Annotated in this window: 17 protein-coding genes; 10 read left to right on the plus strand and 7 right to left on the minus strand. The window is 74.6% G+C overall.

All coding sequences use genetic code 11. The features are described from left to right. Positions 1–21: 21 nt before the first annotated feature. Entirely contained in the window at positions 22–1035 is a 1014-nt protein-coding gene (locus ACZ6S5_RS16775) for an ADP-ribosylglycohydrolase family protein (protein WP_466001249.1), read from the plus strand. A gap of 17 nt (positions 1036–1052) precedes the next feature. On the opposite strand, the gene ACZ6S5_RS16780 is transcribed toward ACZ6S5_RS16775, so the two are convergent. Further along, entirely contained in the window at positions 1053–1544 is a 492-nt protein-coding gene (locus tag ACZ6S5_RS16780; protein WP_466001251.1) for a type II toxin-antitoxin system PemK/MazF family toxin, read from the minus strand. Positions 1545–1748: 204 nt separating this feature from the next. Between ACZ6S5_RS16780 and ligA the strand changes: the two genes are divergently transcribed. The 4 genes from ligA (at position 1749) to gatA (ending at position 8572) form a co-directional block, all read left to right on the plus strand. Next, on the plus strand, positions 1749–3884 hold the full coding sequence (gene ligA, locus ACZ6S5_RS16785; protein ID WP_466001253.1) for an NAD-dependent DNA ligase LigA: 2136 nt from the start codon (positions 1749–1751) through the stop codon (positions 3882–3884). 164 nt (positions 3885–4048) lie between these two features. Next, positions 4049–6595, plus strand: coding sequence for a putative bifunctional diguanylate cyclase/phosphodiesterase (locus ACZ6S5_RS16790; protein ID WP_466001255.1), 2547 nt, complete (start codon positions 4049–4051; stop codon positions 6593–6595). Positions 6596–6794: 199 nt separating this feature from the next. Then, positions 6795–7100, plus strand: a complete 306-nt coding sequence (gene gatC / locus ACZ6S5_RS16795; protein WP_091190253.1) for an Asp-tRNA(Asn)/Glu-tRNA(Gln) amidotransferase subunit GatC — start codon at positions 6795–6797, stop codon at positions 7098–7100. Then, the gene (gene gatA / locus ACZ6S5_RS16800) at positions 7097–8572 is read left to right on the plus strand and encodes an Asp-tRNA(Asn)/Glu-tRNA(Gln) amidotransferase subunit GatA (RefSeq protein ID WP_466001257.1); all 1476 of its coding nucleotides are present in this window, start codon (positions 7097–7099) and stop codon (positions 8570–8572) included. The genes gatC and gatA overlap by 4 nt, the downstream gene beginning before the upstream one ends. Before the next feature lie 73 nt (positions 8573–8645). On the opposite strand, the gene ACZ6S5_RS16805 is transcribed toward gatA, so the two are convergent. Further along, positions 8646–9605: a helix-turn-helix domain-containing protein gene (locus ACZ6S5_RS16805; RefSeq protein ID WP_466001259.1), complete on the minus strand. Its 960-nt coding sequence runs from the start codon at positions 9603–9605 to the stop codon at positions 8646–8648. A 95-nt stretch (positions 9606–9700) separates the two neighbouring features. Here ACZ6S5_RS16805 and ACZ6S5_RS16810 point away from each other — a divergent pair, with 95 nt between their 5' ends. From ACZ6S5_RS16810 to ACZ6S5_RS16820, 3 genes are all read left to right on the plus strand, one after another. Then, positions 9701–10801, plus strand: coding sequence for a WD40/YVTN/BNR-like repeat-containing protein (locus ACZ6S5_RS16810; RefSeq protein WP_466001261.1), 1101 nt, complete (start codon positions 9701–9703; stop codon positions 10799–10801). A gap of 134 nt (positions 10802–10935) precedes the next feature. Continuing rightward, positions 10936–12435 carry an Asp-tRNA(Asn)/Glu-tRNA(Gln) amidotransferase subunit GatB gene (gatB, locus tag ACZ6S5_RS16815; RefSeq protein WP_466001263.1) on the plus strand — a complete coding sequence of 500 codons (1500 nt, stop codon included), beginning with the start codon at positions 10936–10938 and terminating at the stop codon, positions 12433–12435. Between the two features lie 118 nt (positions 12436–12553). Beyond that, positions 12554–14911 (plus strand): transketolase-like TK C-terminal-containing protein, encoded by a 2358-nt coding sequence (locus ACZ6S5_RS16820; RefSeq protein WP_466001265.1) that lies wholly within the window; start codon positions 12554–12556, stop codon positions 14909–14911. A 55-nt stretch (positions 14912–14966) separates the two neighbouring features. Here the strand turns inward: ACZ6S5_RS16820 and ACZ6S5_RS16825 are convergent, their stop codons facing one another. From ACZ6S5_RS16825 to ACZ6S5_RS16835, 3 genes are all read right to left on the minus strand, one after another. Then, the gene (locus tag ACZ6S5_RS16825; protein ID WP_466001267.1) at positions 14967–16598 is read right to left on the minus strand and encodes a metallophosphoesterase; all 1632 of its coding nucleotides are present in this window, start codon (positions 16596–16598) and stop codon (positions 14967–14969) included. 105 nt (positions 16599–16703) lie between these two features. Continuing rightward, positions 16704–17879 carry a PQQ-dependent sugar dehydrogenase gene (locus ACZ6S5_RS16830; protein WP_466001269.1) on the minus strand — a complete coding sequence of 392 codons (1176 nt, stop codon included), beginning with the start codon at positions 17877–17879 and terminating at the stop codon, positions 16704–16706. Positions 17880–17907: 28 nt separating this feature from the next. Then, on the minus strand, positions 17908–19716 hold the full coding sequence (locus tag ACZ6S5_RS16835; RefSeq protein ID WP_466001271.1) for a SpoIIE family protein phosphatase: 1809 nt from the start codon (positions 19714–19716) through the stop codon (positions 17908–17910). 156 nt (positions 19717–19872) lie between these two features. On the opposite strand from ACZ6S5_RS16835, the gene ACZ6S5_RS16840 reads away from it, so the two are divergent. Further along, a complete protein-coding gene (locus ACZ6S5_RS16840; protein WP_466001273.1) occupies positions 19873–20796 on the plus strand; it encodes a 2-hydroxyacid dehydrogenase in 924 nt (307 codons plus the stop codon). 26 nt (positions 20797–20822) lie between these two features. Here the strand turns inward: ACZ6S5_RS16840 and ACZ6S5_RS16845 are convergent, their stop codons facing one another. Further along, complete coding sequence (locus ACZ6S5_RS16845) at positions 20823–21200, minus strand: PH domain-containing protein (RefSeq protein WP_466001275.1); 378 nt, start codon at positions 21198–21200, stop codon at positions 20823–20825. Between the two features lie 247 nt (positions 21201–21447). Here ACZ6S5_RS16845 and ACZ6S5_RS16850 point away from each other — a divergent pair, with 247 nt between their 5' ends. After that, complete coding sequence (locus tag ACZ6S5_RS16850) at positions 21448–23847, plus strand: EAL domain-containing protein (protein WP_466001277.1); 2400 nt, start codon at positions 21448–21450, stop codon at positions 23845–23847. 29 nt (positions 23848–23876) lie between these two features. On the opposite strand, the gene ACZ6S5_RS16855 is transcribed toward ACZ6S5_RS16850, so the two are convergent. Then, positions 23877–24896 carry a LacI family DNA-binding transcriptional regulator gene (locus ACZ6S5_RS16855; protein ID WP_466001279.1) on the minus strand — a complete coding sequence of 340 codons (1020 nt, stop codon included), beginning with the start codon at positions 24894–24896 and terminating at the stop codon, positions 23877–23879. Positions 24897–25208: the final 312 nt, after the last annotated feature.

Below are 25208 nucleotides of genomic sequence, written 5' to 3' on the forward strand. Positions count from 1 at the left end.
GCGGCCTTGCGCCGGCCGGGCATGATCACCATCGTGACCGACTCCGCGCCGCGCCGCGCCTCCGGCTCGCTCTTCGGGCTCGCCTACGGGGACGCCCTGGGCAGGCCCACCGAATTCCTCACCGTCACCGAGATCGTCGGGCGGTACGGCCCGTCCGGTCCTCGGGAGCTGACCGACGACCCGGCGCTGGTCACCGACGACACCCAGATGGCGCTGGCCGTGGCCTGGGCGCTGCACGAGGCGCCCGAGCACACGCCGGAGGTGGTGGAGCCGCTGCTGCGGCGGCGGTTCGTCGAGTGGTCGGTCAGCCCGGACAACAACCGCGCGCCCGGGATGACCTGCCTGCGGGCGTGCGCGGAGTTGGACCGGGGCACCCGCTGGCAGGAGGCCACGGTGATCGGCTCGAAGGGGTGCGGGGCCAACATGCGGGTCACCCCGGTCGGGCTGCTCGACGTCGACCTCGACACCCTCGCCGGGCTGGCCCAGCTCCAGGCCGGCCTGACCCACGGGCACCCGACCGGCCTGGCGGCCAGCGAGCTGACCGCGTACGCGGTCCGGCTGCTGCGCGACGGCGCCGCCCTGGCCGACCTGCCCGGCCTGCTCACCGCCCGGGCCCACGAGCAGCGCACCGTCTACCGGGGCGACTGGCTGGGCGACCTGTGGCAGCGCCCCGGCGCGCGGACGCCGGAGGAGTTCATCGCCCGCGGCTGGGACGAGTGCCTGCGGGTGCTGGGCCGGCTCGACGCGGCCCTGGCCCGCCCGGACGACGGCGAGGATCCGTGCCGGCTCACCGGCGAGGGCTGGATCGCCGAGGAGGCCCTGGTGACCGCGCTGCTCTGCGCGCTGCGGCACCCCGACGAGCCGGTCGGCGCGCTGGCCCGGGGCGCCACCACGGCCGGCGACTCCGACTCCATCGCGGCGCTCGCCGGCGCCTTCGTCGGGGCCGCCCACGGCATGGCCGCCTGGCCCGCCGACTGGTCCACCCGCATCGAGTACGCCGACCAACTCACCACCCTGGCCGCACCGCGCGACTGACCCCGGTGCCGGTTGGGTCAGGTGGTGAGGTGCGGGAGGCGGCGGAGTTGCTTCCACAGTCCGGGGTCGCAGTCGCCGGCCTTGTCCGCGAAGGCGGTGGCCCGGATCGGGATCGGTTCGCTGATGTCCAGCCAGCTGTCGTGGTCGGCGCCCCGGTCCCAGCTCCGGGTGGGGATGCGGACATGGTCGTCCCGGTCCGACTTGTCCTGGCTGGTGATCTTCAGGACCTCGGCGTCCCGGCCGTCGACGCGCAGTACGAGGCAGGGGCGCACCTTCGAACCGGTCCCGTCGGCGTAGGGCACGTCGGCCCACCAGACCTCGGCCGGGCGAGGCGTGCCGGCCGGCCCCCGCCCGGCGTCCCGGGGCCGCGGCGGCGCGCCGCCCCGCCCCGGCCGCCGGCCCGCCGGTGCGGACCGCCGAGTGGCGGCCCGCCGGCGCCACTCGCTCCACAGCCAGCCGGCGGCGACGGCGGCCACGATCAGCGCCGCCCAGAGCAGCCCGTCGGGCATGCGTACCCCGCCTCTCGTCCGTGGCGGTCCACCGCCGTGCGGCGATCGTCGCACGGCCCGGCCCCCACCGCCCGGCGGCGCGACCGCGCGGGGCGGTCCGCGCCCCTGGTCAGGGCGGCTGGCGGGACGGTTGTCAGCCCCGACCGCTACGGTTCGGAGGTAGCACGAGCACGGGAGGTCGACAGCGTGTCCGAAGGCGGCGGCGTGTCCGAAGAAGCGGTTCCCCAGGCGGTCAGCCCCGCCCAGGAGGCGGCGGCCGGCGCCGAGCCGACCCCGGAGGTCTGGGAGCGGCACGCCACGCTCAGCCAGGAGCTGACCGAGCACCAGTACCGCTACTACGTGCTCGACGCGCCGATCATCTCGGACGCCGAGTTCGACCAGCAGCTGCGCGAGCTGGAGGCGCTGGAGGCCGAATACCCGGCGCTGCGTACCCCCGACTCGCCGACCCAGCGGGTCGGCGGCACCTTCTCCACCGACTTCACCCCGGTCACCCACGCCGAGCGGATGCTCTCGCTGGACAACGCCTTCGCCGACGAGGAGCTGGCCGCCTGGGGTGAGCGGGTCGAGCGGGACGCCGGGGGCCCGGTGCCCTACCTCTGCGAGCTGAAGGTCGACGGCCTGGCCATCAACCTCACCTACGACAAGGGCCGGCTGGTCCGGGCCGCGACCCGGGGCGACGGTCGCACCGGTGAGGACGTCACCGCCAACGTGCGCAGCATCAAGGACGTGCCCGCCCGGCTCACCCCGTCCGACGACTTCCCGGACGTGCCCGACTTCCTCGAGGTGCGGGGCGAGATCTACTTCCCGGTCGCCGCCTTCGCCGACCTCAACGCCGGCCTGGTCGAGCAGGGCAAGGCGCCGTTCGCCAACCCGCGCAACGCCGCGGCCGGCAGCCTGCGGCAGAAGGACCCGCGGGTCACCGCGTCCCGGCCGCTGCGCCTGGTGGTGCACGGCATCGGTGCCCGCCGGGGCTTCCAGCCGACCGCGCAGTCCGAGTCGTACGCGGCGCTGAAGGCCTGGGGGCTGCCCACCAGCGACCGCTGGCGGGTGGTGCCCGACCTGGCCGGCGTGGCCGACTACATCGCCTACTACGGCGAGCACCGGCACGACGTCGAGCACGAGATCGACGGCGTGGTGGTCAAGGTCGACCCGGTCTCCATCCAGGGCCGGCTCGGCTCCACCAGCCGCGCGCCGCGCTGGGCGATCGCCTTCAAATACCCGCCCGAGGAGGTGACCACCAAGCTGCTCGACATCGACGTCAACGTCGGGCGCACCGGCCGGGTCACCCCGTTCGCCGTGCTCGAACCGGTCCGGGTGGCCGGCTCCACGGTCGCCCTGGCCACCCTGCACAACGCCCAGGAGGTCGAGCGCAAGGGCGTGCTGATCGGCGACACCGTGGTGCTGCGCAAGGCCGGCGACGTCATCCCCGAGGTGCTCGGCCCGGTGGTCGACCTGCGGCCCACCGACGCCCGTCCGTTCGTCATGCCGACCACCTGCCCGGCCTGCGGCACCCCGCTGCGGCCGGAGAAGGAGGCGGACGTCGACATCCGCTGCCCCAACTCGCGCAGCTGCCCCGCCCAGTTGCGGGAGCGGGTCTTCCACCTGGCCGGCCGGGGCGCCTTCGACATCGAGGTGCTCGGTTACAAGGGCGCCGCCGCGCTGCTCGACGCCGGGACCATCCACGACGAGGGCGATCTCTTCGCCCTCGACGCCGAGCAGCTCGCCCGCTCGCCGTTCTTCGTCAACAAGGACGGCACGCTCGGCAGCAACGCCACCAAGCTGCTGGACAACCTCGCCGTGGCCAAGGAGCGGGACCTGTGGCGGGTGCTCGTCGCGCTCTCCATCCGGCACGTCGGCCCGACGGCGGCGCAGGCCCTGGCCCGGCACTTCCGCTCGATCGACGCCATCGAGGCGGCCGGCGAGGAGGAACTGTCCTCGGTGGACGGCGTCGGCCCGACCATCGCCGCCAGCATCAAGGAGTGGTTCGCCGTCGACTGGCACCGCGAGGTGGTCGAGAAGTGGCGGCGGGCCGGCGTACGGATGGCCGAGGAGGCCGGCGAGGAGGGGCCGCGTCCGCTGGAGGGGCTGACCGTGGTGGTCACCGGCACCCTCGCCGGGTTCAGCCGCGACCAGGCGTCCGAGGCGATCCAGAGCCGGGGCGGCAAGGTCACCGGTTCGGTGTCCAAGAAGACCAGCTTCGTGGTGGTCGGCGACAACCCCGGTTCCAAGGCCGACAAGGCGGCCAGCCTCAAGCTGCCGGTCCTCGACGAGGACGGCTTCCGGGTGCTGCTGGAGTCCGGCCCGGACGCGGCCCGTGAGGTGGCCCGCGTCGAGGGCTGAGCCGGGGCAATGTGAATCTTGAAGCGACCTGGTCGCGTATTCCAACTTAATTACGACTACGACCGATTCGTGACTGTCGCGTCGGGGAAATCGGCACCGAGGGCGTTTCATTGTCGTACGGCGTGTGAAACGACGCACGCCACGCTGTCCCCGGGAGGTGCGCGATGGAGACCGCCGACCCGCGAAACTCCGTCCCAGCCGGCCGGGCGGCGGCGTTCTTCGGCTTCGTCGCGGCGATCGGCGCGCTGGCCGTGCTGGTCTCGGCCGGCCCGCTGGCCGGGCTGCCCGACCGGCTGCCCGACCTGCCGACAGCCTTCTGGACGATGGCCGCGCTCGCCGTCGCCTGCGACGCCCGGCCGTTCGTGCCGCCGGGCCGCCGGGAGACCTCGGCGGTCTTCCCGTCGACCTGCTTCACCTTCGCCATCCTGCTCGGCTGGGGGCTCGGCCCGGCCGTCGCCGTGCAGGCCGTGGCCGTGGCCGTCTCCGGCTGGCGGATGGGGTACGCCGTCTGGCGCACCGGGTTCAACGCCGCGCAGTACGCCTGCGCGCTCGCCGCCGCGTACGCGGTCACCCGGCTCGGGCCCGGTCACCTCTTCGACGGCGGCCGGCTGCGCTGGACCGACGTGGCGGTGGTGTTCGCCGCCATCGCGGCCTGGTTCGCGGTGAACTACGCGCTGGTCAGCTCGGCGATCCGGCTGCGCTTCGGCGACCGCTGGTGGCCCACCGTCCGCCTCGGCCTCGCGTACGAGCTGCTCTCCACCGGCGCGCTGCTGCTGCTCGCGCCGGTGCTGGTGGCCGCCGCCCGAGCCAGCGCCGCGCTGATCCCGCTGGTGCTGGTGCCGCTCTTCGCCGTCTACCGGATGGCTCGGCTCTCCGCCGAGCGGGAGCAGTTGGCCGCCCTCGACCCGCTCACCGGCCTGCCCAACCGCAAGGCGCTGCTGACCGAGGTGGCCGAGCAGGTGCACCTGCACGCCGAGCGGGCGGCCCGGGGCGAGCCGGACGCCCACCTCGCCCTGCTGCTGCTCGACCTGGACCGGTTCAAGCACGTCAACGACGCCCTCGGGCACGCGGTGGGGGATCGGCTGCTGGTCGAGGTGAGCGCCCGGCTGGCCGACGTGGTGGGGGAGCGCGAGCTGCTGGCCCGCCTCGGCGGCGACGAGTTCGCCATCGTCGTGCCCCGGCTCACCGGCGTCGACGAGGCCCGCGAGCTGGCCGACCGGGTGGTCGCCGCGCTCGCCGAGCCGGTCCCGCTGGACGGGTTGCCGTTGGACGTCGGCGGCTCGATCGGCATCGCGATCTTCCCGGAGCACGGCGAGGACTTCGCCACCCTGATGCGCCACGCCGACGTGGCCATGTACGACGCCAAGCACCGCAACGACACGGTCGCCGTGTACGCGGCCGAGTCCGACCACAACTCCGCCGAGCGGCTCAGTCTCCTGGCCGACCTGCGCCGGGTGCTGGAGTCCACCCCGAGCGCGCCGGTCGAGCAGCCGCCCGGCGGGGTGCGCGGCGGCGACGGCGCGGCTCTCGCCCCCGCCCCCGAACTGGCCGGGCCGGAACGTGGGGGCCGGCGCGACGTCGTGCCCCGCAACGGTGGCCGCGGGGCGGCGCAGGCCGGCGACGCCCCGGGGCGGCGCTGGCTGCGCCGGCGCCGCGAGCGGGTGGAGGTCCGCCCCGACGACGAGCTGATCAACCGGATCGTCACCGCCGCCGACCCGATCCGCCGCCGGTCCGCCCACGCGCTCGCGACCGACGCCGCGGCGGGCGCGACCGACGCCGCGGCGGGCGCGACCGAGGCGGCGGCGGGCGCGACCGAGGCGGCGGCCCCGGCGGAGCCGGCCGGCGGCCACCGGGAGGACGAGCCGATCGACGCCTCCGCCACCCACGTCAGCCCGCGCGGCGACGCCCCGACCGCCGACCCGGCCGGGGACCCGGGCGAGATCACCATGTACTACCAACCGCAGATCGCCATCGCTACCGGCGAGGTCGTCGGTGTGGAGGCGCTGCTGCGCTGGCGGCACCCGCGCCGGGGCATGGTCGACCCCGGGGAGCTGATCCAGGTCGCCGAGCAGAGCGCGGTGATGCGGCTGCTCACCCGTCGGGTGGTCGACGACGTGCTGGAACAGGTGGCGAAGTGGTCGGCGGCGGGCATCACGCTGCGCGCCGCGCTCAACGTCAGCGTGCGGGACCTGCACACCGGGGAGATCGCCGAGCAGATCGCCGACCGGCTGGCCCGGTACGGCGTCCGGCCCGACCGGCTCCAGGTGGAGATCACCGAGGGCGCCCTGATGGCCGACCCGCGGCGGGTGCTGGCCAGCATCTCCCAGCTGCACCGGATCGGCGTCGGCATCGCGCTGGACGACTTCGGCACCGGGTACTCGTCCCTGCAGCACCTGCGCCGGCTGCCGCTGTCCGAGGTGAAGGTGGACCGGTCGTTCGTCCTCGGCATGGCCGACGACCCGGACGACGCGGCGATCGTCCGGTCGATGATCGAGCTGGCCGGGGCGCTCGGGCTGCGGGTGGTGGCCGAGGGCGTGGAGGACGAGCGCACCTGGCGGTTGCTGCACGCGGCCGGCTGCGACGTGGCCCAGGGCTGGTTCCACGCCCGGCCCATGCCGGCCGAGGAGCTGGCCACCTGGCTGTCCCGGTATCGCCCGGTCCGCCCCACGGTGAGCGCCGACGCCGACGGACCGCACCGTCCGGCCCGCTGATCGGCGGCCGGGCCCGGCGGTCGCGGAGCCGGTGCCGCGGCGGATGCGGCGGCCGGCGGACGGGTTGCCGGGGGAGTCGGAGACGTCGGGGCGACGGCGGGACAATAGACTCGCTCCGGTCACCGCGCGTCATCGACACGGTCGGGCGCGCGGCCGGCACACCGCAGACACAGCAGGACAGCCACGAAGGGGGCACCCGATGGCCGCCATCTCCCGCGAGGAGGTCGCGCACCTCGCGCGACTGTCGCGGCTCGCCGTCACCGAGGAGGAGTTGGACACCTTCGCCGGTCAGCTGGACGTGATCCTCCAGTCGGTCGCCCAGGTCGGCGAGGTCGCCGCGGCGGACATCCCGCCGACGTCCCACTCGGTGCCGCTGACCAACGTCCTCCGGGAGGACGTGGTGGTGCCCGGGCTGACCCCGCAGGAGGCGCTGTCGGGTGCGCCCGACGCCGAGGAGCAGCGGTTCCGCGTCCCGCGGATCCTGGACGAGGATGTGGCTTCATGAGCGACCTGACCAAGCTGACCGCGAGCGAGATCGCGGGCCTCGTCGCCGCCGGCGAGACCTCGGCGGTCGAGGTCACCCGGGCCCACCTGGACCGGATCGCCGCCGTGGACGACCAGGTCCACGCCTTCCTGCACGTCGACACCGAGGGCGCGCTGGCCGCCGCCCGGGGCGTGGACGAGCGCCGGGCCGCCGGCGAGGAGCTCGGTCCCCTCGCGGGCGTGCCGGTCGCGGTGAAGGACGTGCTCACCACCAAGGGCGTGCCGACCACCGTCGGGTCGAAGATCCTGGAGGGCTGGCGTCCGCCGTACGACGCGACCATCGTCGAGCGGCTGCGCGCCGCCGGCACGGTGATGCTCGGCAAGACCAACATGGACGAGTTCGCGATGGGCTCCTCCACGGAATACTCCGCGTACGGGCCGACCCGTAACCCGTGGGACCTGGAGCGGATCCCGGGCGGCTCCGGCGGCGGCAGCGCCGCGGCGCTGGCCGCGTACGAGGCGCCGCTGTCGATCGGCTCGGACACCGGCGGTTCGATCCGCCAGCCGGGCGCGGTCACCGGCACCGTCGGCGCGAAGCCCACCTACGGCGGCACCTCCCGGTACGGCCTGGTGGCGTTCTCCTCGTCCCTGGACACCCCCGGCCCGTGCGCGCGTACCGTGCTGGACGCCGCGCTGCTGCACCAGGTTATCGGCGGCCACGACCCGCGCGACTCCACCTCCATCCCGGCCCCGGTGCCGGACGTGGTGGGCGCGGCGAGGCTCGGCGCGACCGGCGACCTGACCGGGGTGAAGCTCGGTGTGGTCACCGAGTTCACCGGCGAGGGCGCCGAGCCGGGCGTGATGGCGGCGTTCCGCGAGTCGGTCGAGGCCCTGGCCAAGCTGGGCGCCGAGATCGTCGAGGTGTCCTGCCCGCACTTCAAGTACGCGCTGCCGGCGTACTACCTGATCGCGCCGAGCGAGTGCTCCTCCAACCTGGCCCGGTTCGACGGCGTCCGGTTCGGCCTGCGGGTCGGCGACGACGGCAACCGGTCGCTGGAGGAGGTCATGTCGCTGACCCGCGAGGCCGGCTTCGGCCCCGAGGTGAAGCGGCGCATCATGATCGGCACGTACGCCCTCTCCTCGGGCTACTACGACGCCTACTACGGCCAGGCGCAGAAGGTCCGCACCCTGATCACGCGCGACTTCAACGCCGCGTTCGAGCAGGTGGACGCGCTGATCTCGCCGACCACGCCGTTCGTGGCCTTCCCGATCGGGGCGCGTACCTCCGACCCGTACCAGATGTACCTGGCCGACCTGTTCACCATCCCGACCAACCTGTACGGCGGACCGGCCATCTCGGTCCCGTGCGGGCTCTCCGAGGGACTCCCGGTCGGTCTCCAGATCATGGCCCCGACCATGGCCGACGACCGGATGTACCGGGTCGCCGCGGCGCTGGAGTCCACGGTGGGCACGTTCACCCCGCCGGCGCTGTAGCGCACGACGCGGTTCACCGGCGCCGGCGGATCTCCGCCGGCGCCGGTGGCGTACCCGGGCCCCGATCCGGGGATCAGGCCAGGCCGCGTCGCCCGGCCTGCAACCCGGCCTGGAACCGGGTACGGGCGCCGAGGGCGGTCAGCAGGGCGGACGCGCGGCGGCCCAGGGTGCGTACGCTCACGCCCAGCTCCCGGGCGATGGCCTCGTCCTTGAGCCCGGTGGCGAGCAGCCCCAGCAGCCGCAGGTCCAGCTCGTCGCCCCCGGTCGCGGACTGTTCCGGGTCCCAGACCGGCAGCGGGGTGGCCTGCGCCCACAGCATCTCGAAGAGCTTCACCAGCGCCGACACCACCAGCGGCGCGCGGATCACCAGCGCGGCGTCCACGGCCCGCTCACTGGCCAACGGCAGCAACGCCACCGAGCGGTCGCCGATCGCCAGCTTCAGCGGCACGTCCGTGTGCACCCGGGCCTGTTCCCCGGCCGCCACGGAGGCCATCGCCTGTTCGAAGGCGCCGGGCAGCTCGAACGCCTCCGGGGCGTAGATCCCGCGCACCTTGGCCGCCCGGCCGAGCAGCTGGTTCTCGGACACGTTCGCGGCCGCCACCTCCTGCGCGTACGGCGGGCGATCGAGGACCAGCAGCTCACTGGTGACCCCGTGGGTGAGCTGGACGAACTGGGCCTCCACGGCGGCCCGGCCGGTGACGATCTCGAGCAGCTCGTCCGGGCTGGCCTGCAGCTCCTGCGGGAACTCCTCCGCGATCCGCTCGGCGGCTCGGCGGGCCGCCGCGAACTCCTCGGTGCGGCGGACGACCAGGGCGTTCACGGCGACGTCGGGGCGGGTCGCGAGCAGCCGGGTGCCGGAGCCGACGAGCCGGCTGACGAAGCCGAGATCCGCCAACCGGTCGGTCGCCGCGCGCACCGCCCGCAGGCTCTCGCCGACCTGCTGGGCGAGCTCCGGCACGCTCGACTGCCGCCGGCGCAGCAGCGCCAGGTAGACCGACTCCTCCACCGGGGTCAGCCCCAACGACTCGAACATCCGGCCCCCTCCGCGGCTGTCCGATCCAGGCCATGGCCGGGCTCGGACAGCCGAAACTCTGGCGATCGGCGCATGTCCACGTCTAGACATGCATCATGATCCTCTCCCGATTGAGCGGCGTACTCGCGCTGGCCGTCACGGTCGCCGGTGCCGCCGACCTCCTCGCCGCCGCCCCCGCCGCCGCCGACGGCTGGCACCGCCCGCAGTGCGGCGTGGTGCAGGGCGACGGTTCGGTGACCTTCACCCGCAACGACGGGGCCTTCCTGGCGCCGACCGCGACCGCGGTCAGCCCCGTGGCGTACCCCCGGCTGGTCGCGCTGGACACGCCGAACACGCTGGTGTCCATCGCCAAGAGGTCGATCCAGCGGTCCACCGACGCCGGCTGCACCTGGCAGCAGATCGCCGGCACCGAGCTGAACCTGGCGACGTACGACCTGGCCGCCGGGCCGAACGGCACCGCGTACGCGTACGGCATCAACGAACAGCCGGTCTACCGGGTGCAGGGCGACCAGGTCGTCGAGGTCGCCGGCCCGGTGCCGGCCGACGGCGTGGCCGCGCTGTCGGTGGACCGGACCGACGCGCGGGTGCTGCGGGCGGTCAGCAAGGCCGGGCAGATCTACGACTCCGGTGACGGCGGCGCCACCTGGACCGCCGTGGGGCTGCCGGCCGGCCAGAACGAGTACGTCTACAAGGCGGCCGTCGACCCCGCCGACCGGGCCCACGTCATCGTCGGCACCATGGGCAACGGCAGCTACGTGACGTTCGACGGCGGCCAGAGCTGGACCAGGTCGTCCGGGGTCGGTGCCACCCCGCGCTCGAACGGCTTCTCCGTCGCCTTCTCCCCGGCCGATCCGCGCACGGTGTGGTTGGAGGGCTACGACCTCAGCCAGAACGACAACTCCGCCCGGCACATCTGGCGCTCGACCGACGGGGGGCGCAGCTTCGCGTCGGTGCTCGACGGCGCCGGTCCGACGCTGATCAACGGCACCCCGCTCTGGCCCAGCCCGGTCGACCCGGAGGTGCTGTACTTCGCGTACGGCACCTGGTTCGGCGGCTACGGAACCGACCTCTACCGGTACGACGCGTCGACCGGCCGGCTGACCTCGCAGCACAACCCCCACGACGGCATCGCCGGCGTCGCCTTCAACCCGGCCGACCCGCAGGTGATCTACCTCGGGGTGGTCGAGGAGCGCTGATCCCGGGCCCGCCCGGGGACGGTTCCCCGGGCGGGCCGCAGCGGGTACCGGCGTGGATGGAAACCCGGGGGAGGTGACCGCACCCAGCCCCATTAGGCTGGAACGGTTCTGTCCGGATCGCGCCTGGAGCTCAGATGACGACGACACTGCCCGCGTACGACGAGGTCGTCGCGCGCTACGAACCGGTGATCGGCCTGGAGACCCACGTCGAGCTGGGCACGAACACCAAGATGTTCTGCGGCTGCCCGACCGACTTCGGCGGCGAGCCGAACACCCGGGTCTGCCCGGTCTGCCTGGGCCTGCCCGGCTCGCTGCCGGTGGCCAACAAGGCGGCCATCGAGGCGACGATCCGGATCGGCCTCGCGCTGAACTGCTCCATCGCCGAGTGGTGCCGGTTCGCCCGGAAGAACTACTTCTACCCGGACATGCCGAAGAACTTCCAGATCAGCCAGTACGACGAGCCGCTCTGCGTTGACGGCTACCTGGACGTCGAGATCAACGGCGAGACCGTGCGGATCGGCATCGAGCGGGTGCACCTGGAGGAGGACACCGGCAAGACGCTGCACGTCGGCGGCGCCACCGGCCGGATCCACGGCGCCACCGAGTCGCTGGTCGACTACAACCGGGCCGGCATCCCCCTGGTCGAGATCGTCACCAGGCCGATCCCCGGCACCGGCGCGCTCGCGCCGGAGGTGGCCCGGGCCTACGTCACCGAGCTGCGCGACGTGATCCGCTCCCTGGGCGTCTCCGACGTCCGGATGGAGGAGGGCTCGCTGCGCTGCGACGTCAACACCTCGCTGAACAGGTCGGGCGAGGAGTGGGGCACGCGTACTGAGACCAAGAACGTCAACTCGCTGCGCTCGGTCGAGCGGGCGGTCCGCTCGGAGATGCTGCGCCAGGCGTCCGTGCTCGACGCCGGTGGCAGGATCACCCAGGAGACCCGGCACTTCCACGAGGACACCGGGGACACCACCCCCGGCCGGTCCAAGGAGACCGCCACCGACTACCGCTACTTCCCGGAGCCGGACCTGGTGCCGCTCGCGCCGGACACCGCCTGGGTGGCCGAGCTGAAGGCCGCCCTGCCGGAGCTGCCGCGGCTGCGGCGCAAGCGGATCCAGCAGGACTGGGGCCTGTCCGACCTCGACATGCAGTCGGTGGTCAACGCCGGCGCGGTCGAGCTGATCGAGGCCACCGTCGCCGCCGGGGCCACCCCTGCCGCCGCCCGCAAGTGGTGGCTGGGCGAGCTGTCCCGGCGGGCCAACGAGAGCGGCGTGGAACTGGCCGACGTCGGTGCCACCCCGGGGCAGGTCGCCGAGCTGCAGAGCCTGGTCGACGCCGGCAAGCTCAACGACAAGCTGGCCCGTACCGTCCTGGAGGGCGTGGTGGCCGGCGAGGGCTCGCCGACCGAGATCATGACCAACCGGGGCCTGGAGGTGGTCTCCGACACCGGCGCGCTCACCGCCGCCGTCGACGAGGCGATCGCCGCCAACCCGGACGTCGCCGACAAGATCCGCAGTGGCAAGGTCGCGGCGGCCGGCGCGCTGGTCGGCGCGGTCATGAAGACCACCCGCGGCCAGGCGGACGCCAAGACCGTCCGCGAGCTGATCCTGGCGCGCCTCGGCGCCCAGGGTTGAGACCCGCCCGGGAGGCCGCCGTCGTGACCCGGCGGCGGCCTCCCGTCCTTTTCGAGTACGCGGCCACCCCGCAACCCCCTCGGCACGGCGTCAACGACGACGCCCGGATGGAGTCACCGTGAACCAGCACGACCTCGACGTCCTCGACGAGATCCAGCGGCGGGTGCTCTGGCTCGCCACCCGGATCGTGGACGCGGCCAACCACGACCGGAACACCGGCGACGGGGTGAAGGTCGGCGGCCACCAGGCGTCCAGCGCCTCCCTGGTCACCGCGATGACCGCGCTCTGGTTCGCCCACCTGGACGCCGAGGATCGGGTCGCGGTCAAGCCGCACGCCTCGCCGGTCTTCCACGCCATCCAGTACCTGCTCGGCAACCTGGACCGGTCGTACCTGCCGAAGCTGCGGGCGCGCGGGGGGCTCCAGTCGTACCCGTCGCGGACCAAGGACCCGGACGCGGTGGACTTCTCCACCGGCTCGGTCGGCCTCGGCGCCGCCGCGCCGCTGTTCGCCGCGGTCACCCGCCGCTACGTCGACGCCCACTTCGGCGCGCGCCCGCACTCCCGGTTCGTCGCGCTGATCGGCGACGCCGAGCTGGACGAGGGGAACATCTGGGAGGCGGTCGCCGACCCGGCCACCACCGGCCTGGGCAACGTGATGTGGCTGGTCGACTTCAACCGCCAGTCGCTGGACCGGGTCGTCCCCGGGATCCGCATCAACCAGTGGCGCGGCCAGTTCGAGGCCGCCGGCTGGCACGTCGTCGAGGTCAAGTACGGCCGCAAGCTCGCCGAGGCGTACGCCCGGCCGGGCGGGGAGGCGTTGCGCGACTGGATCGACCTGATGCCGAACGAGCAGTACCAGTCGCTGTTCGGGCTGGCCGGGCCGGCCCTGCGCAAGCAGTTCCTGGACGGCGCGCCGGCCGGGATCGCGGAGTTCATCGCCGACATTCCCGACGACGAGCTGGGCCCGCTCGTCACCGACCTCGGCGGGCACGACCTGGAGGCCATGCTCGACGCGTACGCCCAGTGCGACGCGGTCACCGACCGGCCCAGCGTGGTCTTCGCGTACACGGTCAAGGGGTGGGGGCTGCCGATCGCCGGCAACCCGCGCAACCACTCGGCGCTGCTCACCACCGAGCAGGTCGACGCGCTGCGCGAGTTCAACGGCCTCAACCGCGAGACCGAGTGGGACCGCCTCGACCCGGCGTCCCCGGCCGGCATCCGGGCCGGCGAGCGCCGGGAGGCGCTGTCCCGCGCGCCGCGCGAGCGGGCGCTGGGCGTCACCGTCCCGGAGACCACCCGGGTACGCGCGAACAAGCCGGTCTCCACCCAGGAGGTCTTCGGCCGGGTGCTGGTCGACCTGGCCCGCGACCCGCAGGTGGCGCCCTACCTGGTGACCACCGCGCCGGACGTGGCCACCTCCACCAACCTGGCCGGGTTCATCAACAAGACCGGGGTCTTCGCGCCCACCGAGCAGCGCTCCTGGACCGAGGACCGGATGCTGCGTTGGACGGAGACCCCTGCCGGCCAGCACATCGAGCTGGGCATCTCCGAGATGAACCTGTTCCTGCTGCTCGGTCAGCTCGGCCTCTCCTGGGACCTGTCCGGCCAGCCGCTGCTGCCGGTCGGCACGGTCTACGACCCGTTCGTGCTGCGCGGCCTGGACGCGTTCCTCTACGGCACCTACTCCGGCTCCCGGTTCGTGGTGGCCGGCACCCCATCCGGCATCACCCTCGCCCCGGAGGGCGGCGCCCACCAGTCCACCATCACCGCCTCCGTCGGCCTGGAACTGCCCGGCGTCACCTTCGTCGAGCCCGCGTACGCCGGCAGCCTCGACTGGCTGCTCTGCGACGCGCTCGGCCAGATCGCCGGGGGAGCGGCGCCGGCCGCCACCGCCGCGCCGGCCGAGGACGGGGCGTACTACTTCCGGCTCAGCACCCGGCCGATCGACCAGGCGCCGTTCGAGGCGGCCCGGACCCGGATCGGCGACGCGGTGCTGCGCCGGCAGGTGGTGGCCGGCGCGTACCGGCTGGTCGACGCGCACGAGGCGTACCCGCACCTGGCGGACGCCCCGGTCGTGCAGCTCGCCGCCTCCGGCGCGGTGCTGCCCGAGGTCCTCGCGGCCGCCGCGGAGCTGGCGGAGGAGGGCGTGGCCGCGCACGTCGTGGACGTCACCTCGCTGGACCGGCTCTACCGGGCCTGGCAGCGGACCCTGCGGCAGGGCGTGCGGACCGCGACCGTGCCGAGCGTGCCCGGCGCGCTCCGGTCGGCGTTCGCCGACCGGGTGCCGGTGGTGACCGTGCACGACGCCGCCTCGCACGCGATGGCCTGGCTCGGCTCCGCGCTCGGCGCCCCGGCGGTGCCGCTCGGGGTGGACGAGTTCGGCCAGTCCGGCAGCGTCCAGGAGCTGTACGAGCTGCACGACCTGCTGCCCGGCAGCATCGTCAACGCGGCCCTGGCCGCGCTGTCGCTGCGCTGACGGCGGCCGGCACCCGACCGGGCCGTGGGGCGTGGCCCGGCCCGTGTGGGCCGGGTCAGCCGGTGGTGGTGGGGCTGGGGCTCCCGCTCAGGGTCGGGCTCGGGGACTCCGGACCGCCCCGGGTCGGGGTCGGGGTCACCGGCACCTGGTCACCCTTCGTCGGGTCCCGGATCACGTGCCGTTCCAGGTTGACCTGCGACTGCCCGGTGCCGCCCACGGTGATGTCGTCGTACGCCTGCAGCAGCTTCTGCTGGTCGAAGTAGAGCACCGTCATGGTCAGCGGGGTGGGCTTCTCGCCCTCCAGGCCGCGCAGGCCGGCACCGCCGGTGGAGCCCTCCACCATCAGCTGGGTCGGCTGCTTCCCGGGCACCTGCGGCAGCTTGGAGACCTGGCGGGCGTGGGTGTGGCCGGCCAGCACGAGCGGGCAGGTGCCGGAGAGCGGCCCGGACGAGGCCGGGTCGTGCACCAGTGCGATGTTCACCTTCGTCGGCGAGTTCTCCGCCGTAGTGGCGAGCTGCTCACCGGCCCCGATCACCTGGTCGGCGACCTGCTTGGTCAGCCCGCTGCCGGCCGGGGAGGTCTCCTTGTCGGGGGTGAACCGGGGGTCGCCGATGCCGGCGATGGTCAGCCCGGAGACGGTGACCGTGGAGTTGTTCAGCACGATCGCGTTCGGCTGCTGGGCCACCGCCGCGGCGGTCCGCGCCGAGTCGTGGTTGCCACGGATGTAGACGTACGGCTTCTTGAGCAGGCCGATCGAGCCGACGAAGGACGCCTCGGGCTCGCTGCCCCAGTCGGTGATGTCCCCGGTGTCGATCACCACGTCGATGCCGAACTGCTCGACGACCGTCCGGATGAGCTGCCAACCGGTCGGGTTGAGGTGCATGTCGGAGACGTGCAGCACCCGGGTGGTGCCGGGCGCCGGCTGGTACACCGGCAGCGAGGAGACCGTGGTGTAGAGCTTGCTGACGTTGCCGACCAGCCGCTGGAGCTGCTCGGCGTACTTGGTGTAGTCGTTCGCGATCCGTCGCGCGTCACCCACGATCGCCGGCGCGTTGACCAGCAGCCCCTCGTAACGGGGTTCCTCGATCGCCTGCGGGCGGATGGTGGCGGCGGCCAGCCCGAGGCTGCCGGCGGTGATCACCAGCGCCAGCCCGCCGGCCCAGGCCATCCGGCGTACGTCCCGGAAGGCCAGCCCGGCCAGGAGCAGGGTGGCCAGCACCGAGGAGGCGAGCGTCTTCAGCCCGAGGCGCATCACCCCGGTGCGGACGTCGTCGACCGCCGACTGGCTGGCCCGGCTGATGCTTGCCGGGTCGTCGATCAACGCCTCGGTCCGCCGCTGGTCGAGGGCGCCCAGCTCTACCGTCAGGTACGCCGGGCCGTTGTGGCTGTCGAGCTTCAGCGCCCCCAGCGGCGGGATGTCGACCGTGGTGCCGCCGCTCAGCGACGGGCTCAGGCTGAGCTGTGCGCGGAACGGCCCGATGTCCGTCCCCAGGTGCCCACCGGCGTACGTGCCGGCCACGATGCCGGTCAGTGTGACCACCAGCAGGGCCAGCACCGCGCCGAGTCGGCGCAGCCGGGTCCGGGACCGCTCGCCCCGCCACGGTCGGAACGCCCAGCGGCGGGCACGCCCGGTCTCCGGGGCGGCCTCCGCCCCGGTGTCACGCTGCTCGTTCTCCTGGCCGTCCATGCTGAGATTCTGTCCTGCCCGATGAGGGATCTTGGCAAACCCGAGGGAAGCGTCGCCCTTCCCACCGGTTCGGTGCGCCGCGTGGCGACCTGGAGCCGTCGCCGGTCAGCTGCGCCCGGCCCCGCCGTCGGCGAAGACCAGCCGCAGTATCCGGTCGTCCTCGGCGGCCGGCTTGCCCCGGCCGTCGCGATTGGAGGTGCTCACCCAGACCGAGCCGTCGGGGGCGACCGCGGCCGCCCGGAGTCGACCGTACTTGCCGGTGAGCAGTTCGCGGGGCTGACCGAACACGCCGCCGTTCGCGGTCAGCTCGACCAGCCAGAGTCGCTGGCCCCGGAGGCAGGCGGTGACCAGCAGACGTTCCACCGCGGCCAGCCCGGAGCAGGAGGCGTCGGAGGTGCGCCACTGCACGATCGGGTTGACGTACCGCTTGTCGTCGGCGCGCCCCTCGACCTGGGGCCAGCCGTAGTTGCCGCTCTTGTCGATCTGGTTGATCTCGTCCCAGGTGTTCTGGCCGAACTCCACCGCGTGCATCCGGCGGTTCTCCGTCCAGGCGAAGCCCTGAACGTTGCGGTGCCCCAGCGACCAGACCGGGGAGCCCGGAGTGGGGTTGCCGGGTGCCGGCTTGCCGTCCCGGGTGAGGCGGAGGATCTTGCCGTTGAGGCTCTTCGGGTCCTGCGCGGCGGGCTGCCTCCCGGCGTCGCCGGTGCTGGCGTAGAGGTAGCCGTCCGGGCCGAAGCCGAGGCCGCCGCCGTCGTGGGTCGAGGCCTTCGGGATGCCGGTGAGGATCGGCGTGGGCGGCCTGCCCAGCTCCAGCTTTGCGATCCGGTTGTCCTGCGCGGTGGTGTAGTAGACGAAGACCGTGCGGTCCTTCGTGTAGGCCGGGGAGACCGCGATGCCGAGCAGCCCGGCCTCACCGCCGGCCGCCACGTCCGCGATGGTCTGCACCACGGAGACCTTCATCCCCTCCGGCCCGGACTCCGGGCCGACCTGGAGGATCCGGCCGCTGTCCCGCTCGGTCACCAGCGCGCCGCCGTCGGGGAGGAAGGCGATCCCCCACGGCACCGCCAGCCCCTTGGCCAGCACGGTGGCGACCACCTGCTGACCGGCGCCGCCCGGGCTCGCCGACCCGGAAGGCGTGGGCAGGTTCGGCGGCTCACCGGCCGGGTCGGGGTCGGGCTCGCCGAAGGCGCAGCCGGTGGTGCTCAGCAGCAGCGCCGCGCACGACGCCGCCAGCGCCGCCCGGAGACGGCGGATGCGGGGGTACGGGGGACGCGCGCTCACCCGGCCCAGCCTAGCCGGAACGGAGCGGTCAGCCGGCACGCAGCGCGAGCAGGGCGATGTCGTCCTCCCAGCGGTGGGCCCGGGCGAGCAGCCGGTCGCAGAGCTCGGCGAGGGGGAGCGCCGCGGTGCCGGCGAGCCGCTCGACCAGCTCGGCCTGCCCCTCGTCAAGCGTCCGGTCCCGGCGCTCGATCAGCCCGTCGGTGTGCAGCAGCAGGGTGTCCCCGGGGGAGAGGAGCAGTTCACGGCTGGTCCGGCGGGACGGCCGGGTCAGGCCGAGCAGGGGCTCCCGGGCCCGGTCGAGCACCGCGACCCGACCGTCGGCGTGGACCAGCAGCGGCGCCGGGTGCCCCGCGCTGCACCAGGAGATCCGGAGCCCGCCGTGTTCCGTCCGGCGCACCCGGGCCAGCGTGACGGTGGCGACGGTCGGGATGGCGAGTCCGTGGATCGCCCGGTCGAGATGGGTCATCAGCTCCTCGACCGGGTCCGTCCGGCCGTACGCGTCGCCCCGCACCAGGTTGCGCAGCTGGGCCATGGTCGCGGCCGCCTCGATGTCGTGCCCGGCCACGTCGCCGATCGCGGCGATCAGCTCCCCGTCGGGCTGGACGAAGGCGTCGTACCAGTCGCCGCCGACCTCGACCCGGTCGGCGACCGGCAGGTAGCGGGCGGCCAGCTCCATGCCCGGTACGACCGGCAGGGTGGGCAGCATGCTGTGCTGGAGCACTTCGGCGACGTGCCGCTGCTCGCCGTACATCCGGCTGTTGCCGACGGCCTGACCGGCCCGGCGGCCGATGTCCAGCGCGGTGCGCAGGTCGCTCTCGTCGAAGGGCCGACGGTCGGGGCCGTTGACCAGGGTGATGCAGCCGATGGCCCGCCCGCCACCCCCGGGGACCGGCACGCTCAGATGGGACCCGAAACCGAGGCGGGCGGCCAGCGGCGCCAGCTCCGGGCCGGTGGTGCCCCGTTCGACGTCCGCGAGGGCGGCCGCGCGGTGCAGGACCGGCCGTCCGGTACGCAGCACCGAGCGGATGATCGACTCCGGACCGAGCCTCGTGGTCAGCAGCTCGGCGAACCGGGCCATGTCCCCGGCGTGCCGGGGGTCGCGGTGGCGCGCCCACACGGTCCGGGGCCGGCGGGCCGGGTCGACCAGGGTGACCAGGCACCAGTCGGCCAGCAGCGGGACCATGGCGCGCCCGAGCCACTCCACCGCCGTGCCGACGTCGAGGGTGCCGCCCAGCGTTTCGCTCATGCCGGCCAGCATGGCTAGCCGGTCGTGCGCCTCCTCGGCGTGGCGGCGGGCCTGGTCCGCGCTGTCGACGGCGATCCGCAGGCGCAGCTCCGAGGAGCAGGCGGCGGCCAGGTCGGCGAGGGTACGCAGCTGTTCCGCGGTCCAGGCGCGGGGCTTGCTGTCGATCGCGCAGAGCGAGCCGAGGACCCGTCCCTCCAGGTCGGTCAGCGGCATCCCGGCGTACGCGATCACGCCCAGGTCCTCGATCGCCGGGTTGTGCCGTACCCGGGGGTGCAGCCGGGCGTCCGGCAGCACCATCGGCACTTCGAGGTCGACCACGTGCTGGCAGAACGAGTGACTGAGCGGGGTTTCCCGCCGGTCCGCCCACGGTTCGGGGAGCCCCACCGCGCCGGGGAAGAACTGGCGGTCTTCGGAGACCAGCGAGACCAGCGCGACCGGCACCTCGAGCAGGGTGCCGACCAGCCGCGCGAACCGTTCGAAGGCCTCGTCGGGCACCGCGTCGAGCCGGGTCTCCGCGAGCGCGCGCAGCCGCTCCGGGTCGGCCAGCGCCGGTGGCGGCGGGGCCGGCCGGTCGCGCGTCTGCTCGGTCATCGCCACCTGTCTCGGGAGACGGGACGCCCAACAGCGTCCCGTCCTCGGTTATACCCGGTACGTCCGCCGCCCGGAGCGGCCCTGGGGCCACGGTCACGGTCCCCGATACCCCGTCGCCGGTCGGCCGGAACCGGTGGACGGCTATCGTCGGCGGTCGTGAAGGTATGGATTCCGCACCGCGCCGGTCAGGCCCTCCTCGGCGACCTGCCTGGGGTGACCGTGGAGCTGCTGGAGGATCCCACCCGGCTCCCGTCGTCCCCGGCCGGCGTGCGGTTCTGGGTGCCGCCCTTCCTCGCCGGCCCGGAGGCCGGCGCCCTGCTGGCCGAGCTGCCCGACCTGGCGGTGGTGCAGCTCCTCTCCGCCGGGGCGGACGCCTGGGTGGGACGCGTCCCCGGCGGGGTGACGCTCTGCGACGCCCGGGGCGTGCACGACTCGGCCACCGCCGAGTGGGTCGTCGCCGCGATCCTGTCCGCCCTGCGGGGCTTCGCCCCGCTGGCCCGCGCGCAGGCCCGCCGCGAGTGGGCGTACGGCGAGGTGGCCCCGACCGACGAGCTGGCCGGCAAGCGGGTGCTGATCGTCGGCTCCGGCTCGATCGGTGCGGCGGTCCGCGCCCGGCTGGCCCCGTTCGAGGTCACCTTCACCCTGGTCGCCCGTACGCCGCGACCGGCCGAGGGCGTGCACGGGGTGGACGAGCTGCCCGCGCTGCTGCCCGAGGCGGACGTGGTGGTGCTGCTGGTGCCGCTCACCGAGCAGACCCGCGGCCTGGTCGACGAGAAGTTCCTCGCCGCGATGCCGGACGGCGCGCTGCTGGTGAACGCGGCGCGCGGTCCGGTGGCGCGGACCCCGGCGCTGGTCGCCGAGCTGGCCTCCGGCCGGCTGCGGGCCGCGCTGGACGTGACCGACCCCGAGCCGCTGCCCGCCGACCATCCCCTGTGGGAGCTGCCGAACGTGCTGCTCACCCCACACGTGGCCGGCTCGGTACGGGGTCTGCTGCCGCGGGCGTACCGGCTGGTGGGAGAGCAGCTCCGCCGCTTCGTGGCCGGGGAGCCGATGGTGAACCGGGTCGTAGACGGCTATTGACCGGCGGGGTTTCCGCCGCGACGGGCTCAGCCGGCGTTGTCGGTCAGCCGCTGACCGGTGGCCGAGATCAGCCGGGGCAGGTCGGCGGCGCGCACCGCGGGGAGCACGAGCAGTTCGCCGTCGTCGAGCCGGGCGACTGCCCGACCGCGGGCGTCGGCGGTCAGCTCGGCGACCCGTGTCCATGGGATCCGCCGCTGCCCCACGAGCGCCCGCAGCCGCAGCTCCCGGGCGTCGGCGTCGGTGCCGGCCCGCCAGGCCCAGATCGCGACCGCGAGCGGGACCAGCAGCACCCAGAGCAGCCACCAGCGGGCGGTGGCCAGCGGCAGCGCGCCGATGAACGCGACGATCGCGGCGACCAGGATCGCCTGGTTGTGGCGGAAGCGGAGGGTGTCGGCGCGGCTCACCCCCCGATGATCGCACCCCCCGCCGGCACCGGTCCGGGCGGGCGGAACGACCGTGGCTCACGGCATTGATGTGAGCGAGGTCACTCCTCGGTCCCATAGCTGCCCGCGTCCGGGATCGTTGTCAGGCGTGGCCGCGCGGGCACCCGCCCGGCGTCGTCCACGTTCCGTCGCCCCGACCTTCGACCGTTGACCCCGCACGTCGCTCCGCAACCGCACCGCCCCGTGCCCCCTCACGAAGGCGACCGCCGTGCCCGTCACCCACCTCTCCGGCGACCCGCGTCGCCGACCGCCACTGCCCGAACTCCTCGTGGCGCTCGCCGGCGCGCTGTTCGTCCTGGCCGGTGCCGTCGGCCTCGTTCCGGCCCGGTCCGCCGCGGCGCTCGCCGTCGCCGTCGGCTGCGCCCTGGCCTGCGTCCGGCTCGCCCGGCTCGCCGGCGCCCCGTCGGCCCCCGCGCCCACCTTGCCCGCGGTGCCCGGCCCAGCCGCCGCTCGCGCGTCCGGCTCAGCCGCCCCCGGCTCGCCCGCCGCCTCCGCGCCCGGCTCAGCCCTCGCGTCCCGCGCTCCCGACGGCGCCGAACCGGCACCGGCACTCGCCGGCCGTGGCGCCCGGGGCGCCCTCTCCCGCCGGGTCGCGGCGCTCCTCGACGGGGCCGTACTGGTCACCGGGCTGACCGTGGCCGTGCTGCCGGTGACCGGTTCGTCGTACCGGCTGCCGGTGGCGCTGGGCGGTCTCGCCCTCAGCAGCCCGCTGTACGCGCTGGCACTGCTCCGCTTCCCCGGGCGGTCCGGGCTCTCCGGGGCGGAACGGCTCCGCCGGACCGTCGACGTTCTCGGCCTGGGGATCAGCCTGCTCTTCGCGGGCGTGGTGCTGCTGCCGCCCGGTCCGGTGCCCCCGGCGGCCCGGGTCGCCACGGTCGGCGGCGCGATCGGGCTGGCCGTGCTGCTGGTGGGCGCGCTGACCGAGCGGCGGCGCCGGCCCGGCGCGGCCCGCTGCCTCGGCGGTGCCGCGGCCACCCTCGCCGGTCTCGCCCTGCTCGTGGCGCTGCTCGCCTACGACGCGCCCGCCGGGGCCACCGTCGCCGTGGTCCCGCCGCTGCTGCTCGGCGCGCTGCTCACCGAGGCCGGTGCCCGGCGTACCGCCGCCGGAGAGCGCGCCGGACCCGCCGGCCCGCCGGCCGCCTGGCCCGGGCTGACCGCGCCGGCCGGCATCGCGGCGCTCGCCGCCGGGTACCACCTGTGGACGGTCGGGGAGTTCACCGCCCCCGCGATGGCGCTCGGTCTGGCGGTCATCCCGCCGATGGTGCTCCGCGAGGTCCTCGCGGCCGCCGACCACCGCCGCCGCGCCGAGCGGCTGGCCGCCCACGAGGCCCGCCTGCGGGCGCTCGTCGGCGAGGTCCGGCTGGCCGTCCCGGATGGCGGCGCGGAGCCGCTCACCCGGCTGGCGGACCGGCATGAGCTGCTGCGCCGGCTCGTCGGCCGGGAGGGTGGCGCACTCCTCGTCGTCGACCTGCTCGGCCTCGACGACGGGACGGGCGTGGGCGCTCCAGTGCTGGCCGAGGCCGCCCGCCGGCTCGGCGCCGGTCGGGGCCCGGACGACCTGGTGGCCCGACTCGGCGGCACCGAGTTCGCCGTGCTCACGGACGTCGGGCCGGTGCTCGCGTACGCGCTTGGCACCCGGCTGGTGGCCGCGCTGGCCGCGCCGTACCCGTCCGCCGGCGGGCCGAGCCGGCTGCGGGTCGGTGTCGGGCTGGCCGAGACCACCGGTGGCGATCCGGAGGACGTGCTGCGCCAGGCCGAGCTGGCCCGGCGGCGCGCGGTGCAGCTCGGCGGGGACCGGGTCGAGTGGTACGACGCGTACCTGGAGGAGCAGCTCGTCCGCCGGCTCGACCTGGAACGGGAGCTGCCCGGCGCGGTGGCCCGGGGCGAGCTGGACCTGGTCTACCAGCCGGTGCTGACCCTGGCGGACCGGCTGCCGGTGGGCACCGAGGCGCTGCTGCGCTGGCGCAGTCCGGTGCTCGGCACGGTGCTTCCGGAGGAGCTGCTGCCGGTCGCGGCGGACCTGGACCTGCTCGGCGAGGTCGGGCGGTGGGTGCTGGACCGGGCCTGCCGGCAGCTCGCCGACTGGTCCGACGGCCGGCAGCTGTGGATGGCGGTGAACGTGACGCCCCGCGAGCTGGCCGCGCCGGACTTCGTGGCCCGCACGGCGACCGCACTGGCCGCATACGAGGTGCCGCCGGAGCGCCTGGTGGTGGAGGTGGCCGAGCCGGTTGTCGCCGCCGAGCTGCCCACGGTGGTGGCCCGGTTCGCCGGCCTCCGCTCGCTCGGGGTGCGCACCGCGCTGGACGACTTCCGCGCCGAGCACGCGTCCCTCGCGCAGCTCCGCCGGCTCCCCATCGACCTGCTGAAGGTCGGCCCGCACCTGGTCGGGCCGGCGCCCGACGGGCAACGCCCGCTCATCGACGTGGTGGCCAACCTGGGCGACCGGCTCGGCCTGGAGGTGATCGTCGAGGGGCTGGAGTCGGACGCCCAGGTGGCCGGGGCCCGCCGCGCCGGGTGCCGCTACGGGCAGGGGTTCGCGCTGGCCCGGCCGGCCCCCGCCGAGCGGGTCGAGGCATGGTTCGAGGAGTTTCCGTCCACCCCGCGTTGAGCTGGCCGTTCAGTGATTGCTGAACCGGTTCATCGGGGGCGGGGCGGTGCGGTGCTGCCGCGCGGGGTCAGGTGCGCCGTCTCGTCCTGGAGGCCGGTGACCGGCTCGCCGGCGATCACCGCGAGCAGCTGCCGCGCGGCGTGCGCCCCGTACGCCGGGATGTCCCGGCCCAGCGCGGTCAGCGGCGGGTGCACCAGCTGGCAGAGCGGGGAGTCGTCCCAGGCCACGATGGACAGGTCGCCCGGCACCGCCAGGCCCATCTCCTGGGCGACGGAGAGCCCGGCGATCGCCATCACGTCGTTGTCGTAGATCACCGCGGTGGGCCGGTTGGCGGAGCTGAGTAGCCGGCGGGTGGCCCGGGCGCCCTCCTCGCCGGTGTAGTCGGACCAGACCGTGGTCGCGTCGTCCAGCCCCAACCGGCGGCACACCTCGGTGAACGCGTCGGTGCGGATCTCGGTGTGCAGCAGCGAGGGCAGGCCGCCGACCCGGGCGATCCGCCGGTGCCCGAGGGCGACCAGGTATTCCACGGTCTCCACCAGTGCCGCCGCGTCGTCGGACCAGACGCTGGCCAGGCTGCCGGTGTGGCCGGGCCCGCCGATCACCACCGCCGGCAGTTGCAGCTCCTCCAGCGCGGGCACCCGCCGGTCGTCGGTGCGCAGGTCGCAGACGAAGACGCCGTCCACCCGCCGCTCGGCCCACCACCGGCGGTAGACCGCGATCTCCGCCTCCTGGTCGGCCACCACCTGGAGGGTCAGCGCGTACGAGCGGGCCGACAGCTCGGCCTCGACGCCACTGATCAGCTCCATGAAGAACGGCTCGATGCCCAGTATCCGGGCGGGCCGGCACAGGGCCAGGCCGACCGCCTTGGCGGTGGCGCCGGAGAGCGCCCGGGCCGCGCTGCTCGGGCTGAACCCGATCTCGGCGGCGATGGCCAGGATCCGCTGGCGGGTCGCCTCGGACACGCCGGGCTGCCCGTTCAGCGCGTAGGACACCGCGCCCTTGGAGACCCCGGCCCGCCGGGCGACATCGGCGATGGTCGGCCGCTTCACCGGCGTGCTCCTCCACTTGTCCGGCCCCTCGGGGGCGAGTCCTGCGCCGCCGGGCTGGCCGGCGGCTGTCACGCTACTGCAACGGCCCCGGCGGCCGATCAGCGCGCCCGGGGCCCTCGTGATGAACCGTACAGCCCGTCACTTGCGCGGTTAAGCGTACGGCCACCCCCACCCGTCTCCGCCAGGCCTGCGCTCACGATTCTGCTCCGGAGAGCGCTTAACCACGCATGGTCGCGCTCCCACAGCATCGGAAGGGTTACGGGAGAGCCGCGCTGTTAACCGGCCGTTGACAGTGTCCTGGGTCACCCGTAC

This window comes from Micromonospora sp. NPDC051924, assembly GCF_055586005.1.